Annotated in this window: 18 protein-coding genes; 14 read left to right on the top strand and 4 right to left on the bottom strand. The window is 67.0% G+C overall.

Annotation, left to right across the window (positions count from 1 at the left end; genetic code table 11):
• Positions 1–11 precede the first annotated feature (11 nt).
• Positions 12–440 (top strand): arsenate reductase (glutaredoxin), encoded by a 429-nt coding sequence (gene arsC, locus HTY53_RS16845; protein WP_174107745.1) that lies wholly within the window; start codon positions 12–14, stop codon positions 438–440.
• Positions 437–1,201: an arsenical resistance protein ArsH gene (gene arsH, locus HTY53_RS16840; RefSeq protein ID WP_174107744.1), complete on the top strand. Its 765-nt coding sequence runs from the start codon at positions 437–439 to the stop codon at positions 1,199–1,201. Before arsC ends, arsH begins: the two co-directional genes overlap by 4 nt.
• Positions 1,202–1,282: 81 nt before the next feature.
• On the opposite strand, the gene HTY53_RS16835 is transcribed toward arsH, so the two are convergent.
• Both HTY53_RS16835 and HTY53_RS16830 read right to left on the bottom strand, forming a co-directional pair.
• The gene (locus HTY53_RS16835) at positions 1,283–1,738 is read right to left on the bottom strand and encodes a carboxymuconolactone decarboxylase family protein (protein WP_174107743.1); all 456 of its coding nucleotides are present in this window, start codon (positions 1,736–1,738) and stop codon (positions 1,283–1,285) included.
• Positions 1,735–2,187 carry a cupin domain-containing protein gene (locus tag HTY53_RS16830; RefSeq protein WP_368041019.1) on the bottom strand — a complete coding sequence of 151 codons (453 nt, stop codon included), beginning with the start codon at positions 2,185–2,187 and terminating at the stop codon, positions 1,735–1,737. The genes HTY53_RS16835 and HTY53_RS16830 overlap by 4 nt, the downstream gene beginning before the upstream one ends.
• Before the next feature lie 102 nt (positions 2,188–2,289).
• Between HTY53_RS16830 and HTY53_RS16825 the strand changes: the two genes are divergently transcribed.
• The 4 genes from HTY53_RS16825 to HTY53_RS16810 all read left to right on the top strand — a co-directional run bounded on the left by HTY53_RS16825 (position 2,290) and on the right by HTY53_RS16810 (position 8,681).
• Positions 2,290–3,801 carry a PLP-dependent aminotransferase family protein gene (locus tag HTY53_RS16825; protein WP_217435654.1) on the top strand — a complete coding sequence of 504 codons (1,512 nt, stop codon included), beginning with the start codon at positions 2,290–2,292 and terminating at the stop codon, positions 3,799–3,801.
• 197 nt (positions 3,802–3,998) lie between these two features.
• Positions 3,999–6,428 carry a DUF3772 domain-containing protein gene (locus HTY53_RS16820; RefSeq protein WP_174107742.1) on the top strand — a complete coding sequence of 810 codons (2,430 nt, stop codon included), beginning with the start codon at positions 3,999–4,001 and terminating at the stop codon, positions 6,426–6,428.
• 164 nt (positions 6,429–6,592) lie between these two features.
• Positions 6,593–7,516 (top strand): alpha/beta fold hydrolase, encoded by a 924-nt coding sequence (locus HTY53_RS16815; protein WP_217435653.1) that lies wholly within the window; start codon positions 6,593–6,595, stop codon positions 7,514–7,516.
• 178 nt (positions 7,517–7,694) lie between these two features.
• Positions 7,695–8,681, top strand: coding sequence for a Bug family tripartite tricarboxylate transporter substrate binding protein (locus HTY53_RS16810; RefSeq protein ID WP_174107740.1), 987 nt, complete (start codon positions 7,695–7,697; stop codon positions 8,679–8,681).
• 75 nt (positions 8,682–8,756) lie between these two features.
• Here HTY53_RS16810 and HTY53_RS16805 read toward each other — a convergent pair whose 3' ends face one another.
• A complete protein-coding gene (locus tag HTY53_RS16805) occupies positions 8,757–9,365 on the bottom strand; it encodes a J domain-containing protein (protein ID WP_174107739.1) in 609 nt (202 codons plus the stop codon).
• A 206-nt stretch (positions 9,366–9,571) separates the two neighbouring features.
• On the opposite strand from HTY53_RS16805, the gene HTY53_RS16800 reads away from it, so the two are divergent.
• Together HTY53_RS16800 and HTY53_RS16795 are read left to right on the top strand one after the other, a co-directional pair.
• Entirely contained in the window at positions 9,572–10,465 is an 894-nt protein-coding gene (locus HTY53_RS16800) for a c-type cytochrome (protein WP_174107738.1), read from the top strand.
• Positions 10,466–10,768: 303 nt separating this feature from the next.
• Entirely contained in the window at positions 10,769–11,716 is a 948-nt protein-coding gene (locus HTY53_RS16795; protein WP_174107737.1) for a manganese catalase family protein, read from the top strand.
• A 96-nt stretch (positions 11,717–11,812) separates the two neighbouring features.
• On the opposite strand, the gene HTY53_RS16790 is transcribed toward HTY53_RS16795, so the two are convergent.
• On the bottom strand, positions 11,813–13,138 hold the full coding sequence (locus HTY53_RS16790; protein ID WP_174107736.1) for an Nramp family divalent metal transporter: 1,326 nt from the start codon (positions 13,136–13,138) through the stop codon (positions 11,813–11,815).
• A 457-nt stretch (positions 13,139–13,595) separates the two neighbouring features.
• On the opposite strand from HTY53_RS16790, the gene HTY53_RS16785 reads away from it, so the two are divergent.
• The 6 genes from HTY53_RS16785 to HTY53_RS16760 all read left to right on the top strand — a co-directional run bounded on the left by HTY53_RS16785 (position 13,596) and on the right by HTY53_RS16760 (position 17,530).
• Positions 13,596–14,897, top strand: coding sequence for an RNA polymerase sigma factor (locus tag HTY53_RS16785; RefSeq protein ID WP_217435652.1), 1,302 nt, complete (start codon positions 13,596–13,598; stop codon positions 14,895–14,897).
• Between the two features lie 208 nt (positions 14,898–15,105).
• Positions 15,106–15,471 (top strand): YciI family protein, encoded by a 366-nt coding sequence (locus HTY53_RS16780; RefSeq protein WP_174107735.1) that lies wholly within the window; start codon positions 15,106–15,108, stop codon positions 15,469–15,471.
• A 107-nt stretch (positions 15,472–15,578) separates the two neighbouring features.
• Complete coding sequence (locus tag HTY53_RS16775) at positions 15,579–15,953, top strand: YciI family protein (protein WP_174107734.1); 375 nt, start codon at positions 15,579–15,581, stop codon at positions 15,951–15,953.
• 120 nt (positions 15,954–16,073) lie between these two features.
• A complete protein-coding gene (locus HTY53_RS16770; protein WP_254599991.1) occupies positions 16,074–16,472 on the top strand; it encodes a YybH family protein in 399 nt (132 codons plus the stop codon).
• A gap of 48 nt (positions 16,473–16,520) precedes the next feature.
• Entirely contained in the window at positions 16,521–16,949 is a 429-nt protein-coding gene (locus HTY53_RS16765) for a YciI family protein (RefSeq protein ID WP_174107732.1), read from the top strand.
• Positions 16,950–17,059: 110 nt separating this feature from the next.
• On the top strand, positions 17,060–17,530 hold the full coding sequence (locus tag HTY53_RS16760; protein WP_174107731.1) for a VOC family protein: 471 nt from the start codon (positions 17,060–17,062) through the stop codon (positions 17,528–17,530).
• The last annotated feature ends 190 nt before the right edge of the window (positions 17,531–17,720 follow it).

The following is a 17,720-nucleotide window of genomic DNA, read 5'->3' as shown; positions in this document are numbered from 1 at the left end:
TCCCCGCTGTCATGTCCACTGTCACGATCTATCACAACCCCGCCTGCGGCACGTCCCGCAACACGCTGGCAATGATTCGCAATGCCGGCATCGAACCCACGGTCATCGAGTACCTGAAGACGCCGCCGACCCGCAGCGAACTCGAAGGCATGATCCGGCAGGCCGGCCTCAGCGTGCGCGCAGCGATTCGCGAAAAAGGCACGCCCTATGCCGAACTCGGTCTCGACGACACGTCGCTGACCGATGACCAGCTGCTCGACGCGATGATGGCGCATCCGATCCTGATCAATCGGCCGTTCGTGGTCACCGAGCTGGGCGTCCGGCTGTGCCGTCCCTCGGAATTGGTCCTCGACATCCTGCCCGCGCCGCAGCAAGGCCCGTTTGCCAAGGAAGACGGCGAGCTGGTCATCGACGCCGACGGCCGGAGGGTTGGCCGATGAGCGCCGACCTGCCCAACGTCGTGCCGTCGCTGCTCGATGTCCCGGATCTGCACAAGCTGGAACCGGCGAAGACCAGCACCCACCCGCCGCGCATCCTGCTGCTCTACGGCTCGCTGCGGGCCACCTCGTACAGCCGGCTGCTGACGCTGGAGGCCGAACGCATCCTCAAGCGCCTCGGCGCGGAAACGCGCGTGTTCGATCCGCACGCGCTGCCGATCGCCGACAGCGTGCCGGCCGACCACCCCAGGGTGGCCGAGCTGCGCAAGCTGTCCGAATGGTCGGAGGGACAGGTCTGGTGCAGCCCGGAGCGCCATGGCACGTTGACCGCGGTCTTCAAGAACCAGATCGACTGGCTGCCGCTGGAGAGCGGCGGCATTCGTCCGACCCAGGGCCGCACGCTGGCGGTGATGCAGGTCTGCGGCGGCTCGCAGTCCTTCAACGCGGTCAATGCGCTGCGCGTGCTGGGCCGCTGGATGCGGATGATCACGATCCCGAACCAGTCGTCGGTGCCGAAGGCGTATCAGGAATTCGACGCGAATGGCCGCATGAAGCCATCGTCGTATTACGACCGCGTGGTCGACGTGATGGAGGAACTCGTCAAGTTCACGCTGCTGACGCGCGACCGCTCGGACTACCTGACCGACCGCTACAGCGAGCGCAAGGAGGCCGCGCCGGTCGTCGCCACGACGCTGACCGCCGCGGCGATGCGTCATGAGCAGGACGCCAAGGTCGGCGACACCGACGACGGCGAGGTCGAGTAAAGGCGGCGTTGCCAGCGGAGCGGGCGCGATACCGCCCGCTCTCCCTGGCGACTTCTGCGGTTGCTGCAACAGGAGCGTTCGCTACTGCGCCAGCGCGGCCTGCGGCGTATTCCGGAAGCTGATCGCCATCCGGTTGTAGAGGTTCATCACGCCGATCGCGATGGTCAGGTCGACCAGTTCCCGTTCGTTGAAGACCGCCCTCGCCGCCTGGTAGTCGGCGTCCGGCACGCCGGTCTGCGCCACGCGCGTCACCGATTCCGCCCATGCCAGCGCGGCACGCTCGCGCTCGTCGAACAGATCGCCGGCCTCCGCCCAGGCCTGGACCAGCGCAAGCTTTTCGACCTTCAAGCCCTTCTTCAGCAGGTCGCGGGTATGCATGTCGAGGCAGTAGGCGCAATTGTTGATCTGCGACACGCGCAGGTAGACCAGGTCGACCAGCACCGGCGGCAGGTCGGTCTGCATCACGTAGCCGTAGGCCCCGCCGAGGGCCTTCATCCCGGCCGGGGCGATCTGGTTGTAGTCGAGACGTTTGCTCATTGCATGGACTCCTTCTTCGCAGGGGAATGGATCGGGGTGGTCAGTTCCTTGTCGCCGGTATCGACGATGAACACCGCCAGCAGCTTCGCCGGTTCAGTCTTGCTGGCATTGCGGCTGACCGGATGGCGCGAGCCTGGCGACTCGCTGAAGCTCTCACCCGCGCGGTAGATGCGTGTCGGTCCATCGTTGACCTGCGACTCGATGGCGCCCGAAACGACGTAGGCGTAGATGAACGCAGACTTCGCATGCACGTGCGCAGGCGAGGCGGCGCCCGGCGCATAGTCGACCTCCACCGCCACCAGCGACTTGCCCGGGACGTTGGGGATCCGCTGATTGAAGTTGGGGGTCACCGTTTCCGCTGCTCCGTGCGCGAAGGCCGGCATGACGAAGGCGACTGCGGCGGCGGCACAGAGGGCGCGCGCTGCGCCAATAAAGGATTGGATGTTCACGAGGCATTCTCCAGATTGGTGTTCCCATTCTGGTTTCGCGCTGGTACAAATAAAAGAACCAAGAATCATCTATTTCGATGTACCACGGCAGATCAGCCCCTCATGAGCCCACCTCCGAACCCCGCCCTGGACCCGGTCCTGTCGCCCGCCCTGCCCCTCTCCCTGGACCGATCCGCCCGCACGCCGCTGGCCGAACAGATCCGCCAAGGCATCAGTACGGCGATCGAAAGCGGCGTGCTCGCGCCGGGCGCGCGTCTGCCGTCGTGGCAGGACCTCGCAACGCAGCTCGGCGTCGCGCGCGGCACGGTCAAGGCGGCCTACGAAAAACTGGCCGACGCGCAACTGGTGGTGGCATCCCGTGCGAACGGTACCCGGGTTGCCGAACGGCCGGCGCTGCGCAGCGATGCCGACGAGCGGCCCGATCCCGGCTCGTTCATGGACAAGTATCTGGAGTTCATGGCCGGGCCGGCGATCTTCCAGATGGGCGTGCCCGCGCAGCAAAGCCTGCCCGCGAAGCTGTTCTCCCGGGTACGCGCCCACGCGGCCCGTGCCGAACTCGGCGCCGCTGCGCTCTATCCGGACCCGCGCGGCGAACTGGCGTTGCGGCGCGAAATCGCCGCGTATCTGGCCATCGCGCGCGGCATCCAGTGCTCGCCTTCGCAGATCCTGATCACCGGCGGGTTCGCCGGCGGTCTCGGCCTGACATTGCAGGCGCTCGGGCTCGATGGGCGCAAGGCCTGGACCGAAGACCCGGGCTTTCCGTACACGCGTCGGGGACTGGAGCTGGCGGGCTTGTCGCTGGTACCGGTGCCGGTGGACGCCGATGGCATCGATGTCGACTACGGGCTGACGCACGCGCCGGATGCCGCGCTGGTGATGCTCACGCCCGGGCAACAGGCTCCGCTGGGCGGCACGCTGTCGCTGCCACGACGTCTGCGTCTGCTGGATTGGGCCGCGCAGCAAGGCGCCTGGATCATCGAAGACGACTACCTCAGCGAACTGCGCCTGGAGGGCCGGGCCGCGCCTGCCCTCGCCTCGCTGGACCGCGCCGGACGCGTGATCCACATCGGCTCGTTCAGCAAGACCATCAGCCCGACCTTGCGGCTGGGCTTCGTCGTGGCACCGTTGCCGCTGGTGCCCCGCTTTGCCGAAATGGCGGCGTGTCTGGCGCCGGCGCCCGCGCCGTCCATCCAGCTGGCCACTGCCGAATTCATCCGCGACGGCCACTACCTGCGACATCTGCGGCGCACCAAGCGTCTCTATGTGGCGCAGCGCGACGGACTGCTGGCGACCCTGCGGCCACGCGTCGGCGCCCAGGCGGAAGCCACTGGCCTGGCCGTGCTGCTGCGGCTGCCGGACGGCACGCCCGATGTATCGATCGCCAAGGAAACGGCGGCCTTCGGCATCGCGCCGTCGCCGCTGTCGGTCTGGTATGCGTCTTCGGCTTGCGCGCGCTGTGGGCTGCTGCTCGGCGTGGCAACAGCGCCGCCGAAACATGTTTCGGCTGCCTGCGATCGGCTGCTGGCGGTCGTGGACCGCTTCCGACCGGACTGGCGCGGCGCGATCCCGGTACAGCGACCAACACCATCTCACAGCAAGATAGAGACTAATTAAGCACTTTTGGAATCACGTTGACCGACGTATGTATAATTCCGGGCTTTCCGGTGCCGGCTGCGTCCATTCGCCCTGGCTGTGACGCCTTGTAGCGACCGCGGCTGCCTTGACGGCATGGCCCGACGCCCGGCACGCATCGGATGACCCCACGGCAACGTCCGGTGCCAGAAGGCGCCGGCTCGAAAGGTGTTCCCTTCATGCGTCGATTTCCCGGAATGGCGTTCAGCCTGCTGCTGATCGTTTTCTTGCATCTGTTACCGGGCGCCGCGCCCGCGGCCTTCGGTGCCGACGAGCCCTCCCGGACCGAAGACAAGCCCGCCGCGCCGTTTTCCGCGGCGGCGGCCAGCGCCGAACTGAAGCGGCTGCAGACCGAGCAGGACCGCATCAAGCAGCAGGCGTCCAAGGACACCAGCGGCAACCAGCTGACCGAGCTGGACGATGCCGTGCACCGGCTGCTGGCCGACGTCGATACGCTGAGCAGCACGCTGGTGGCCGAGCGCGCCAAGGTGCAGGCGCAGATCGATCTGCTGGGTCCGCCGCCCGCCGACGGCAGCGCCTCGGAGGCGCCCGCCGTCGCCCGCCAGCGCGCAGAGCTGAACGGGCGCGCCAAGGCGCTCGACGAGCAGCTGAAGAAGGCCGAAGAGGACAAGGAAAGTCTCGGCAATCTCGCCGATCAGATTGCGAAGCTGCAGCGCGGACATCTGAAGGATCAGGTCGCGTTGCGCTCGAACAGCATCCTTGGCGGCGCCTTCTGGATGCCTGCACTAGATCCGAGCCGAGAAGACCGGCAGCGCTTCGAGTCGCTGCGTTCGCTGGTCACGCCGATGGTCAAGCAGGCATGGGACGCCGACCACCGGACCGGCACCGTGCTGCTGGTGGCGCTGGCCTTCGCCATCTGGTCGTTGGGGCGCCGGCTGGTCGAGCGCGGCATGGCCAGGGTCTGCCTGCACCGCCTGCCGGAGCACCGCTTGCGGCGCAGCGCGCTGGCCTTGTCGACCGCGCTGGCGACGGTGCTGACCACCGCGCTGGCGGTGCGCATCGTGCTGTATGCGTTCACGCGCGACTATGAACTGTCCGAGCCGATGCGGGACCTGGCGGACGAGCTGATCAAGCTGACGATGACCAGCGCGCTGATCGCCGGCCTGGGCCGGGCGCTGCTGTGCACGCGCCATCCGACCTGGCGGCTGCCCTCGCTGCACGACGACATCGCCCGCGCGTTGCGGCCGTTCCCGATCGTGCTGGCCGGCCTGCTGTTGCTGGCCGGCACCATCGAGCAGCTGAACCGCACCATCGATACCAGCGTCCAGGTCACGTTGTTCGGGCGCGGCCTGGTCTCGCTGGTGGTCACGCTGACGATCGGCGCGGCGCTGCTGCGCGCCAACCGCGTGCGCAGCGCGCTGGTCGCCGCGGGCGAACGGCCCGGCAGCGGCTCGACGCTGACCGGCATCGTGCTCGCCGGCCTGGCGGTGACGATCGTGGTGACGCTGATGGCGCTGCTGACGGGCTACATCACCTTCGCGCGCTTCCTGACCTACGAGATCGTCTGGTTCGACATCGTGCTGTGCAGCCTGTATCTGCTGACCAAGCTGACGCGCGACGCGTGCGAGAGCCTGTTCTCGGTCAACTATTCGAGCGGCCGCATCATCAAGCAGCTGTTCGGACTGGGCGATAACCATCTTGACCAGGTGTCGACGGTGCTGTCCGGACTGGGCTCCAGCGTGCTGCTGCTGCTGGCGGTGATCGCGCTGTTGACCGGCGGCTTCGGCACCACGCCGAAGGACCTGCTCGACAGCCTGCTGATGGTGCTCGGCGGCGAGCGGCTGCGGGCGATGAACATCATGCCGGAGCGCATCCTGAACGCGGTGATCGCCACGGGCGTGGGCGTCTATATCCTGCGTTCGGTGCGCCGCTGGCTCGATGCCGATCTGCTGCCCAAGACCGGCATGGAGCCCGGCATGCGGGCCTCGCTGGTGACGCTGTTCAGCAACGTCGGCTACGTGCTGCTGGTGCTGATGACGCTGTCGCTGCTGGGCGTACGCTGGGACAACCTGGCGTGGATCGTCAGCGCGCTGTCGGTCGGCATCGGCTTCGGGCTGCAGGAGATCGTCAAGAACTTCATCTCGGGGCTGATCCTGCTGACCGAGCGGCCGGTCAAGGTCGGCGACATGGTCAATATCGGCGGCGTCGAGGGCGACATCCGGCGCATCAGCGTGCGCGCCACGGAGATTCAGCTCGGCGACCGCTCGACGATGATCGTGCCAAACTCGCAGCTGATCTCGCAGAGCGTGCGCAACGTGACGATGAACAACAGCACGCTGGGCGTGGCCTCGCTGACGCTGACGTTCCCGCTGAACATCGACCCCGAGGAGGTGCGCGACATGCTGCTGGCCGCCTACGCCGACAACCAGGCGATCCTCGACCATCCCGCGCCGTCGGTGACCTTCAGCCAGCTGGCGCCGAACGGCATCACGCTGACCGTGACCGGCTTCGTCTCCAGTCCTCGCATTGCCGGCGGTACCAAGAGCGACCTGCTGTTCGACATCCTGAAGCGGCTGCGCGCGGCGGAGATTCCGCTGACCAATCCGCAGACGCTGCGGCTGGTCAATTCGGAGCTGCTGGCGGCCTGATCTGGCGGCAGCGGCGCGCGATGGTGGGCCTCGCGGGATCGCCCGTGGGGAGCGGCCGGCGGGAGCGGCCGTCGGGATCGGCCGGCGGGGGCGGCCGTTATTTCCTGCCAGTTAGCCTTGTGTTGCCTGGCAGGCGCCCAATCCGCCGCCGCCGACGCACTAGAATGGCGCGATTCCCGTTTGGAGACCGCGCCGTGGACCTTTCCCTCTTTCCGCAATTCCGCAGCATCGACGTCGAGACCGACAGCGAGGTCCGTATCCATGCCGTCGTCGGCGGCGACGGGCCGCCGCTGTTGCTGCTGCACGGCCACCCGCAGACCCATGCGATCTGGCACAAGGTCGCGCCGACGCTCGCGCAGCGGTTCACCGTGGTCGCGTGCGATCTGCGCGGTTATGGCGATTCGTCGAAGCCGGCCGGCACCGCCGACCACGGCAACTACAGCAAGCGCACGATGGCGCGCGACACGCTGCGCGTGATGCAGTCGCTCGGCTTCGAGCGCTTCCGCGTGCTGGCGCATGACCGCGGCGCGCGCGTCGCGCATCGACTCGGCATGGACCACCCCGCCGCGGTCGAGCGGATGGTGCTGCTCGATATCGCACCGACGCTCGCGATGTACGAGCAGACCACGGAGGCGTTTGCGCGCGCGTATTGGCACTGGTTCTTCCTGATCCAGCCGGCGCCCTTGCCCGAGCGGCTGATCGAGGCCGATCCGTCGCGCTATATCCGCGATCTGATGGGCGGCCGCAGCGCGGGACTGCGCCCCTTCGATCCGCGCGCGCTGCGCGAGTACGAGCGCTGCGCCGCCCTGCCCGGCGCTGCGCATGGCGTCTGCGAGGACTATCGCGCGGCCGCGGGCATCGACCTCGACCACGATCGCGCGGACCGCGAGGCCGGCAAGCGGCTGACGATGCCGCTGCTGGTGCTGTGGGGCGAACAGGGCGTGGTCCATCGCTGCTTCCAGCCGCTGCAGGAGTGGCAGCGGGTGGCGGCGGATGTCGACGGCGGCCCATTGCCATGCGGGCACTACATCGCCGAAGAGGCGCCCGACGCGCTGCTGGCGCGGACGCTGCCGTTCCTGGAGCAATAAGGCCGGCGGCCAATGCTGCGCCATGCTGCAATAAGCGGCCCTTATGGCCGTAGTCGCAGATTGAATTTCCCGCCGGAGTTCTCCTTCGGTAAAGTCGCTCGCGAATCGGGTGGGTCGACGGCATTTGCCGCCACGACCCGCATGCGCGACAACAACGCGACAACATGGAGGAGACATCATGCAAGGCATTCGCCAGGCCCTGGCCTGCGTCGTTTCAGCGGTGGCATGGTTAGGCGCCACCCAGGCGGAGGCCGCGAGCCCCGCCGATCGCTGGCCCAGCAAGCCGATCCAGATGATCGTGCCCCAGGCACCGGGCGGGACCAACGATATCGTCGCCCGTCTGGTGGCGGCCGATCTGTCGCAACGCCTCGGTCAACAGGTCGTCGTCGAGAACCGGCCCGGTGCCGGCGGCAATATCGGCACGCAGTTCGCGGCCCGCGCGACGCCGAACGGCTACACGCTGCTGATGACGATCAGCAGCACGCAAGCGATCAACCCATCGCTGTACCGTCAGGTTCCGTTCGATCCGATCAAGGACTTCGAGCCGATCGCCCCGGTCGCCACCGTGCCGAACGTGCTTGTCGTCAATCCCGCCTTCCCCGCGAAGACCTTGCCCGAACTGATTGCGATGGCCAAGGCGAAGCCTGGCCAGTATCGCTTTGCGTCGGCCGGCAATGGCACGCTGAACCATCTGCTGGGCGAGATGCTGAACAGCATGGCAGGCATCCAGCTGGAACATGTCCCCTACAAGGGTGTGGCGCCGGCCCTCAACGATGTGCTGGGCAACCAGGTGCCGATGGCGTTCGCCAGCCTGCCCTCGGTGTTGCCGCATATCAAGGCAGGCAAGGTCCGCGCGCTCGGCGTCAGCTCGGCGAAGCGCTCGCCGTTCGCTCCCGACATCCCGGCCATCGGCGAGACGGTGCCGGGCTATAGCGGTGATCTGTGGGTCGGCCTGTTTGCGGTCAAGGGGACGCCGAACGAAATTACACAGAAGCTGGCGCAGACGATGCAGGCCGCACTGGCCGACCCGGCGCTGCGCGAAAAGCTCGGCGCGCAAGGTGCCGAAGCGCTGTCGGCCACGCCGCAGCAATTCGCCGCGCAGCTCAAGGGCGATCTCGACAAGTGGGCGCGCATCGTCAAGGCATCCGGCGCCCAGGTGGACTGAAAACCGACTGGCCCGTCCGCACGTTGCGCTGGACGGGCCAGTCGATGGCCTCTGGGGGCCTCTGATGTCTGCCGCTCAGTGGGCTGCCGAACCGGCGTTGGGCTGCTCGGCCTGTGCCTTCATGAAGTCCCGTGCCGCGGCCACGGCCTGCATCTGCTCCGGACGGCCGCCCTTGTCCGGATGCGCCTTCAGCGACGCTGCCCGAAAGGCCCTGGCGATCTTCGCCATATCGGTCTCGCCGGCATTGAGCCCGAGGATTTCATGGGGCAGACGGTCGAAGCTCCATCCGTCGGGCGCGTAGGGATTGATGCGAGCGGTGGGCCGATGCGGCGGCGTGCCGCGGGCGCGTTCGGGCCGATTGCGCTGCTGTCTGGTTCGCTCGCTTTGCCGGTCGTCGCGCCGCTCCGGTTCGGGCTCGGGACCCCGCACCGGCCACAGCACCACGACAGCCGCCGACAGCCTGCCGGCATGGTCGACCAGCACGATCGTATTGATGCTGAGCGGTGCCGACGTCCGCGACGCAAATGCATTGGCGTTGAGGTTGGCAAGCACCAGGCTCATCAGCAGCGCGACGGCGGCGTCCTGGGGCGGCGTCGAACACCGCTCGCCGGAGGACTTCGCGTGGGGCACAGCCGACGGCATGTCGATGGGCCGCTGGGCCGGGATGGCGGAAAGGGATGACATGGCGACTCCTTCAGGACATGAGGGGCTGCCATCTTTGCTCCGCGCGCGCTGCGCCGCTACTGCCGAAGCGAACTGGCTTTCGCTTTTGCCGCTCGCCCCGCCTGACACGGCCCATCGCGCGGGGCCTCGGGCTCGGTGCGCTCGCGCACATACCGCCGCCATCGGCGTCGCTGCAATATCGCCTTTCCGCATCGACAGGGGCGACGATGAAGCGCGTGATCCGTATTGCGGTGTGGACGATCGCCGGGCTGGCGGTTGCCGCCGGGCTGGTGCTGGCAACCGGCATTCTGCTCGGCGAACGCAAGGCTCAACGGCGCGTGCATGTGCCCGCGGTTCCGGTCGCCTATCGCGACGATGCGCAAGCCCTCGCGCGCGGCAAATATCTCTACGAGTCTCGCGGCTGCATGGAATGCCACGGCGCCGACGGCCGGGGCCGCGTGATGATCAACGATCCGGGCGGCATGTTCGTGCGTACGCCGAACGTGACCGCCGGCAATCCCGATATGGCGCGATATCGCGAAGGCGACTGGGTCTTGGCAATCCGGCACGGCGTCGCGCCGTCGGGCCGCCCGCTGATGATCATGCCCAGCGAAGACTACAACCAGCTCAGCGACGAGGACCTGTCCGCACTGGTCGCCTATATCCGCAGCCTGCCGCCGCTGCTCAGCGGCATGACCGAGATCCATCTGCCGCTGATGGCGCGCGTGCTGTACGGTTTCGGCATGATCGAGGATGCCGCCGCCAAGATCGACCACACGCGGCCGCCCTCGCCACCCCAACAGCCCGCACCGACCGCAGCCTATGGTGCCTATGTCGCCAATGCCTGTATCGGCTGCCACGGCGCCGACCTGGCGGGCGGCAAGATTCCGGGCGCGCCGCCCGACTGGCCGGCGGCCGCCGACTTGCGGCCGGGTGCCGTGATGCTGCGCTACCGCACGCCGGACCGCTTTATCGAGATGATGCGTACCGGGGTGCGGCCCGACGGCACCGAGGTCAGCAAGACGATGCCCTTCGAAAGCCTGAGCAAGATGAGCGACACCGATCTGACCGCGCTCTATCTGCATCTGAAGGCGTTGCCGGTGACGCAGGCGGCGCGCTAAGCCTGTCTGGCGCATCAGGCGTTGCCCGCTCGCGACATTGGCTGACTGGCAGCGCAATAAGCGAAAGCAGTAAGCGAAAGTTTTACACGTTTGCCTAATTTCCCTGCGCCGCGACTACGATAAGCGCGGCCTCGCTCTCCGATCTCGCGCCGGTTCGCCCGGCGGCAGGCCACAACGACGGCGTGTCTTCCCTGCGATCGCCGCTGCGGGCATGGGCATTGCAGCGCAACCCTCGCCCATGCGGCCCGAAGTACCGCTTGAGTCCCTGCTTGATGTCTCTTTGACCGAGATCGGAGGATCCCCATGTTCATTCACAACAAGCGATTGCAGTACACCGTACGCGTATCACGGCCCGATCCCGGTCTGGCCAATCTGTTGCTGGAGCAGTTCGGCGGTCCGCAGGGCGAATTGGCTGCTGCGCTGCGCTATTTCACGCAGGCGCTGGCCGAGGACGACCCCGGCCGCAAGGACATGCTGCTCGATATCGCCACCGAGGAGCTGAGCCATCTGGAAGTGATCGGCTCGATCGTCGCGATGCTGAACAAGGGCGCCAAGGGCCAGTTGGCCGAGGGCGTCGAACAGGAAGCCGAGCTCTATCGTTCGCTGTCCGGTCCCGGCAACGACAGCCACGTGACCCAGCTGCTGTATGGCGGCGGCCCGCCGCTGACCAACTCGGGCGGCGTGCCGTGGACTGCGGCCTATATCGACACGATCGGCGAGCCCACCGCGGACCTGCGCTCCAATATCGCGGCCGAGGCGCGCGCCAAGATCATCTACGAGCGGCTGATCAATGTCACCGACGACCCCGGCGTGCAGGAAGCGCTGGGCTTTCTGATGACGCGTGAGGTATCGCATCAGAAGTCGTTCGAGAAGGCGCTGTACTCGATCCAGCCCAGCTTCCCGCCGGGCAAGGCGCCGCCGATGCCGGAATTCGCCAGCGTCTACTACAAGATGTCGCAGGGCGATGCGTTGCGCGGTCCCTGGAATGCCGATTCGAACTTCGAGTTCGTCGAGAATCCGCCGCCGGCAGTGGATGGCGGCAGCGGCCTGCCCGAAGTCCAGCTCGAGCCCACCCAGGCCAGCGCGGTGGAAGCGGCGGCAATGCGCACCGAGTCGGACGTCAACAGCGATCCGGTGACGGGCGCGGACCTGGGCAGCGTCGACGAGGCCGAGCTGCCGACGGACACCGGCGCACCGGCTGGCGGCGGCGCGGCATCGGCCCCGCCCACGACGCCGCCTGGCAAGGCTTGATCGGCTGTTCGCCGACATGTCCGGCAATGAAGAACGAGGCGGCCACAGCGGCCGCCTTTTTTCTTCCGCGCGCGGCGACGCTGGTTGCCCTACCCGCTACGGCAACACGATGGTCGTCACTAGCGTCACGTTCATGCCGATGATCAGCGTCACCGCGATCACCGCCAGCACCGTGACCCAGGGCTTGTTCACATACGCGCCCATCACCGAGCGGCGGCTGGTCAGCCAGATCAGCGGCACCACCGCGAACGGCAATTGCAGGCTCAGTATGACCTGGCTGAGCACCAGCAACTCCCCGATGCCCGCTTCGCCGTAAGCGAGTGCAACGAACATCGCCGGCACCACCGCGATGCCGCGCGTCAACAGCCGGCGCGCCCACGCCGGCAGCCGCAGCTTGACGAAGCCTTCCATCACGATCTGCCCGGCCAGCGTCGCCGTCACGGCCGAGCTTTGTCCCGACGCGAGCAGCGCGATGCCGAACAGGACGCTGGCGACCGCTGTGCCGGTCAGCGGGCCGAGCAGCTGGTACGCGGCGCGCAGATCGTTGACCTCGTGCATGCCGCCGGCATGGAAGACGGCACCTGCGGTGACCAGAATGGCGGCGTTGATGAAGAACGCGATCACCAGCGCCAGCATGATGTCGACCGTGTAATAGGCCAGCGTCGTGCCGATACTCTCGTGTCCGCGCCGGATCCGATGCGGTCCGACCATCGACGAATGCAGATAGAGGTTGTGCGGCATCACCGTCGCGCCGACGATGCCGATCGCGATGTACAGCATGTTGGTGTCGGTCAGCACGCGCGTGCTCGGCACGAAGCCGCGCGCGACCTCGCCCCATTGCGGCTGCACCAGTACCAGGTTGATCGCGAAGCAAAGGAACACGACCGCCAGCAGCGCGATGACGACCGCCTCCAGTTGCCGGTAGCCACGCTGCTGCAGCGCCAGGATCAGCAGCACGTCCAGCACGGTCGCCGCCACGCCCCAGGTCAGCGGAATGCCGAACAGCAGATTCAGCGCGATGGCGGTGCCGATGACCTCGGCCAGATCGGTGGCGCAGATCGCCAGCTCGCACAGCAGCCATTGCGCCAGCGCCGAGCGCTTGCTCGAATGCTGGCGGCACGCCTGCGCCAGATCCATGCCGGACACCACGCCGAGCCGCGCCGCCAGCGTCTGCAGCAGCATCGCGATCAGGCTGGACATCAGCACGATCCACAGCAGCGCGTAGCCATAGCCCGAACCGGCGGCCAGGTCGGTGGCCCAGTTGCCCGGATCCATATAGCCGACCGCAACGAGGTAGCCGGGCCCGAGGAACGCCAGCAGACGGCGCCAATGCAGCTTGCCGCGCGGCGGGCGGCGCCAGGCGTCGAGCGGCCCGGCGGCCCGCGCGCCGGCGTCGCTCGGCGGGGGCGTGTCAGGCGGCATCGCGCCTCCCCCGCACGCCGCGCGACGGCCGCCCTTCAGACATCGGCAAACAGCCGGGTCAGCAGGACCGCCACGCCGCCGCCATTGATGATCAGGCCGAGCAGCAGCCGGACAGGATGGTCACGCCAATCGCGCCGGATTCGATCCATGGCTTCGCGTCTCCTCGTTTTCGCGCGCGCTCGGCTCGGCGCGCGCGGCCGCCATATCAAGCACGAGCCATGCCCGCGCGGTTCTGAACACTATAGGCGTACTATTACGGCCCGCTCCCCGTTCAATCGGCGTGCCGAGCCACGCCAGCTCGGTCGCCCATCGTCCGGCGTGCCGCCCGCCCTGGCACTTTGTTACAACGGCCCTGGCCGCCTTGCCATCGGCAGCCATCCGCCGCAGAATCGGCATGCCCGTGCGCCAGCGCACGCCTGTCCGCCGCGGTCCGCGGCAGCCTCGCCGACAAAGACCGATGCCAGATTCCATCGCCGCACCGTCCGACAAGCCTGCCGTCGCCCCCCTCGCGGCGTCGGAGGCCACCGTCGGCGCGATCTACCGCGCCGAATCGCGCCGCGTGCTGGCCACGCTGATCCGGTTGCTGGGCGATTTCGACCTCGCCGAGGAAGCCTTGCACGACGCGTTCAAGGCCGCCCTCGAGCAATGGCCGCGCGATGGTGTGCCGGCCAATCCCTGCGCATGGCTGATCTCGGCTGGCCGCTTCAAGGCGATCGACGGCATCCGGCGCCATGCACGCTTCCGCCCGCTCGACGACGTCAGCGAACAGGTCGAGGCCATCGTCGACGAGAGCGCGACGCGCGCCTTCGATGAACTGTTCGACGACGCCTGTCTGGAAGACGACCGGCTGCGGCTCATCTTTACCTGCTGTCACCCCGCCCTCGCGCCCGACGCACAGGTCGCACTGACGCTGCGCGAGGTCTGCGGCCTGACCACCGAGGACATTGCCCACGCGTTTCTGACCGCGCCGTCGACGCTCGCCCAACGCATCGTGCGCGCCAAGGCCAAGATCCGCGACGCGCGCATCCCCTATCAGGTGCCCGACCGCAAGGACCTGCCGGAGCGGCTCGACAGCGTGCTGCGGGTGGTCTACCTCGTCTTCAACGAGGGCTATTCGGCCAGCTCCGGCGACCAGCTGACGCGCCACGATCTGTCCGGCGAGGCGATCCGGCTGGCGCGCCTGCTGCTGGAACTGCTGCCCGAGCCCGAGATCATGGGCCTGCTGGCCTTGATGCTGCTGCACGAGTCGCGGCGGGCCGCGCGTACCTCGCCCGACGGCGAACTGGTGCTGCTCGACGAGCAGGACCGCAGCCGCTGGGACCGCGCACTGATCGCGGAGGGCACGGCGCTGGTCGAGCGCGCCCTGTCCTCGCGCCGCTTCGGGCCGTATTCGCTGCAGGCCGCGATTTCGGCGGTCCACGCGGAAGCGGACAGCGCCGCCTCGACCGACTGGCCGCAAATCGTCGCGCTCTACGACGTGCTGCTGGCAATCCAGCCCTCGCCGGTGGTCGAACTGAACCGCGCGGTCGCGGTGGCGATGCGGGACGGTCCCGAGGCGGGGCTTGCGCTGGTCGATGCGATCCTGGCCCGCGGCGAGTTGACGGACTACCACCTGGCCCACGCTGCCCGGGCCGATCTGTGCCGGCGCCTGGGTCGCTACGCCGACGCGCGTGCCGCGTATCGGACGGTACTCGAACTGGTCCGGCAAAACCCCGAGCGGCGCTTCATCGAACGTCGGCTTGCCGCACTGCCGCAATAAAGGGAGTCGAGGCCGTTGCGGCGGGCTTGCCTGATGTCGATTCCCTCTGTCGATTTCGCCCGATCCCGAACGACTAATCACTGACAGGGTGACCATCCTGCCGGCGTCATGGCGCCGTCGTTGGCGCCGTCTATGCTGATTTTCCGTGCCGTTTCGTTGCCGCGTCGCTTGCCGACCCGCCAACGCCACCATTACCGAGGAGCCTCAGATGAAATACCTCTGCCTGATCTACTACCAGGAGAAACAGGTCTACAGCATGCCGCCCGAAGAATGGAATTCGCTGGTTGGCGAATGCCTGCGCTTCGGCGACAAGGTGCGCAGCAGCGGCCACTACATCGGCGGCGAAGCGCTGCAGCCGGTCGAAACCGCCAAGACGCTCCGGGTGCGCGACGGCAAGGTGACCGTCACCGATGGGCCGTTCGCGGAAACCAAGGAGCAGCTGGCCGGTTTCTACCTGATGGAGGCCGCCGACCTGAACGAGGCGATCCAGGTCGCCTCGAAGATTCCGCCGGCGCGGCATGGCAGCGTCGAGATCCGGCCGATCCGCGAATTGCCGGGTGCGGGCGAGGCGTGATCACCGGGTCGTAAATTTTTTTGCGCGGCATTGTCGATTGGCGCGCTCGCTGCACGACTAGGTAACAGGAAGTCCGAACAGCCACCGAAATCCGAGGAGCGGCGACGATGAAATACCTGTGCCTGATCTATACCGACGAGCGTGTCCTGCAAGCGATGCCCGAGCCGGAATGGCGCAGCCTGGTGGAACAGTGCCTGCGCTTCAGCACCTCGCTCGAGCGCGATGGCATGTATCTGGCCGGCGAAGCGCTGGAAAGCGTGACGACGGCCACCACGCTGCGGGTACGCGCCGGCAAGGTATCGATCACCGACGGGCCGTTCGCGGAGACCAAGGAACAGCTGGCGGGCTTCTATCTGATCGAGGCCGAAGGCCTGCACGAGGCGTTGCACGCGGCCGCGGGGATTCCCGCCGCGCGGCTGGGCAGCGTCGAAGTGCGGCCGGTGATGTCGCTGGCGGTTGGCAGTATGCCGCCCGCGCAGTGACGGCCGGATCCGGCCACGACCTCGCATGTTCCTACTTGCTATCCGCCTTTTCCTTTCAGGAGATTCAACATGAGCAACGCCCCTCAATCGCAGACCGCCGCCCACGACGAAATCCGGACCATGCTCGAAGCGTGGCGCCAGGCCGCGATCGCCCGCGACGTGCCACGCATCATGTCGCACTACACCCCGGACATCGTTGCCTTCGACGCCGTGATGCAGTTGCAATTCAAGGGCGCGGACGCCTACGGCAAGCACTGGGCGGCCTGCATGGAAATGTGCACGGGGCCAATGGTGTTCGAGATGCACGATTTGCAACTGTCCGTGGACGAGCGGTTCGGCTATGGCCATTACCTGCTGCGCTGCGGTCACCAGGATGAAAACGGCAAGGAGAGTGGGTCGTGGATGCGCGTCACGGTCGGCCTGCGCAAGACGCCCGAGGGCTGGAAGATTGCCCACGATCATTTTTCCGCACCGTTCGACATGGAAAGCGGCAAGGCGTTGTTCGAACTGCAGCCCTGAGCGGCCGTTGGCATCGCCTAGACTGATCTACCGACAGGAGATACCGCAATGCGTTTCATGATTCTGGTTCGAGCCACGCAGAAAACCGAAAGCGGCGTGATGCCGGAGGACGCGCTCATCACGGAGATGGCGGCCTACCACGAGGAACTCGCCAAGGCCGGCGTACTGGTCGATGCGTCGGGGCTGCAACCCAGCGCCAAGGGTTGGCGCATCCGCTACCAGGGCCAGCAACGGACCGTCACCGACGGGCCGTTCGCCGAGACCAAGGAGTTGATAGCGGGCTACACCATCATCCAGGTCAAGTCGCGCGAGGAAGCGATGGAATGGACGCGCCGTTTCCCGAATCCCGCCACCGACGACGACAACTGCGAGATCGAGGTGCGGCAGCTGTACGACCTCGAGGATTTTCCGCCGAGCCAAGGCATCGAGCGCTTTCGCGAACTGGAGCAGATACAGCAGCGACAGCAGTCGCAATAACGGCGCGATCGCGCGCAAGACAGACGGTCGAAAACAGTTCGGAGTTCGAGTAATTCGAGAGTTCGATCAGTTTGATTAGTTCGATTAGTTGATTAGACAGGAGAACCAGGATGGCACAAACGCAAGTCAAGCCGATTCCCGAAGGCATGCCCACGCTGACGCCGCATATCGTCTGCAAGGATGCACTGGAAGCGATCGAGTTCTACAAGCGCGCGTTTGGCGCGGAGGAGGAATTCAAGCTGGTCACGCCGCAGGGCCAGCTGATGCACGCGATGCTGCGCATCGGCAATTCGCCGGTGATGATGGCGGAGGAAATGCCCGAATGGCAGAGCCTGGGCCCCAAGGCGTTGAAGGGAACGCCCGTGGTGCTGCATCTGTACGTCGAGGATGTCGACGCCGCGGTGGCCCGCGCCGTCGATGCCGGCGCCAAGGTCACGATGCCGGTCCAGGACATGTTCTGGGGCGACCGCTACGGCCAGCTGGAAGACCCGTACGGGCATCGCTGGTCGATCGCGACCCACGTGCGCGACGTACCGCCGGAAGAGCTGGCCAAGGCCGCGGAACACGGTTGCGGTGCTTGATCGACCGGTAGAGAGTAAGAAAGCGGCCCGTGTGGCCGCTTTTTGATGGCGTTTGTGTCGTGCGGGGCCGTTATTTTCCGCCGCCGCAAAGCAAAACGCCCCAGACCTTGTGAGATCTGGGGCGTTTTCAAAGGAGAGCCTGGCGATGACCTACTTTCACACGGGTAGTCCGCACTATCATCGGCGCGAA

The organism is Cupriavidus gilardii (assembly GCF_013314895.1).
Taxonomy (GTDB): domain Bacteria; phylum Pseudomonadota; class Gammaproteobacteria; order Burkholderiales; family Burkholderiaceae; genus Cupriavidus; species Cupriavidus gilardii_C.
This window is presented reverse-complemented; position numbering and strand designations above follow the sequence as displayed.